This window comes from Actinomycetospora sp. C-140 (assembly GCF_054796175.1).
In genome coordinates this window covers 1-1,396 of sequence record NZ_JBTWNF010000042.1, presented here as the reverse complement: position 1 = coordinate 1,396, position 1,396 = coordinate 1, and the positions used below count along the sequence as shown (strand labels likewise).

The 1,396-nt window shown below is 58.0% G+C and carries 1 rRNA gene; it reads right to left on the bottom strand.

What is annotated here, in order from left to right:
- Positions 1-7 precede the first annotated feature (7 nt).
- A 23S ribosomal RNA gene (locus tag ACR9E3_RS32440) occupies positions 8-1,396 on the bottom strand; the annotation flags it as partial.

Below are 1,396 nucleotides of genomic sequence, written 5' to 3'. Positions count from 1 at the left end.
GGTGTGTGTGGGCAAGTCCTCGGCCTATTAGTACCAGTCCACTGAACGCCTTGCGGCGATTACATGTCTGGCCTATCAACCCACTGGTCTGGTGGGGGCCTTAACCCTCGAAGGGGTGGGAGACCTCATCTTGGAACGGGCTTCCCGCTTAGATGCCTTCAGCGGTTATCCTTTCCGAACGTAGCCAACCAGCCGTGCCCCTGGCGGGACAACTGGCACACCAGAGGTTCGTCCGTCCCGGTCCTCTCGTACTAGGGACAGCCTTCCTCAAGTCTCCTGCGCGCGCGGCGGATAGGGACCGAACTGTCTCACGACGTTCTAAACCCAGCTCGCGTACCGCTTTAATGGGCGAACAGCCCAACCCTTGGGACCTACTCCAGCCCCAGGATGCGACGAGCCGACATCGAGGTGCCAAACCATGCCGTCGATATGGACTCTTGGGCAAGATCAGCCTGTTATCCCCGGGGTACCTTTTATCCGTTGAGCGACACCCCATCCACATGGTGGTGCCGGATCACTAGTCCCGACTTTCGTCCCTGCTCGACCCGTCGGTCTCACAGTCAAGCTCCCTTGTGCACTTGCACTCGACACCTGGTTGCCGACCAGGCTGAGGGAACCTTTGGGCGCCTCCGTTACTTTTTGGGAGGCAACCGCCCCAGTTAAACTACCCACCAGGCACTGTCCCTGAACCAGATCATGGCCCGAGGTTAGATGCCCAATTCGACCAGAGTGGTATTTCAACGATGACTCCACCCTCACTGGCGTGAGGATTTCCCAGTCTCCCACCTATCCTACACAAGCCGAACCGAGCACCAATACCAAGCTGTAGTGAAGGTCCCGGGGTCTTTCCGTCCTGCCGCGCGTAACGAGCATCTTTACTCGTAGTGCAATTTCGCCGAGTCTGTGGTCGAGACAGCGGGGAAGTCGTTACGCCATTCGTGCAGGTCGGAACTTACCCGACAAGGAATTTCGCTACCTTAGGATGGTTATAGTTACCACCGCCGTTTACTGGCGCTTAAGTTCTCAGCTTCACCTTGCGGTTAACCGGTCCCCTTAACGTTCCAGCACCGGGCAGGCGTCAGTCCGTATACATCGTCTTGCGACTTCGCACGGACCTGTGTTTTTAGTAAACAGTCGCTTCCCCCTGGTCTCTGCGGCCCCACCCCGCTAACCCGCAAGGGGTTTCACGGGACAGGGCCCCCCTTCTCCCGAAGTTACGGGGGCATTTTGCCGAATTCCTTGACCACAGTTCGCTCGAACGCCTCGGTATTCTCTACCTGACCACCTGTGTTGGTTTGGGGTACGGGTCGCGTAGGAACTCGCTAGAGGCTTTTCTCGGCAGCATGGGATCACTCTGCTTCGCCTCAACCGGCTATGCGTCACGTCTCAGCCTCGA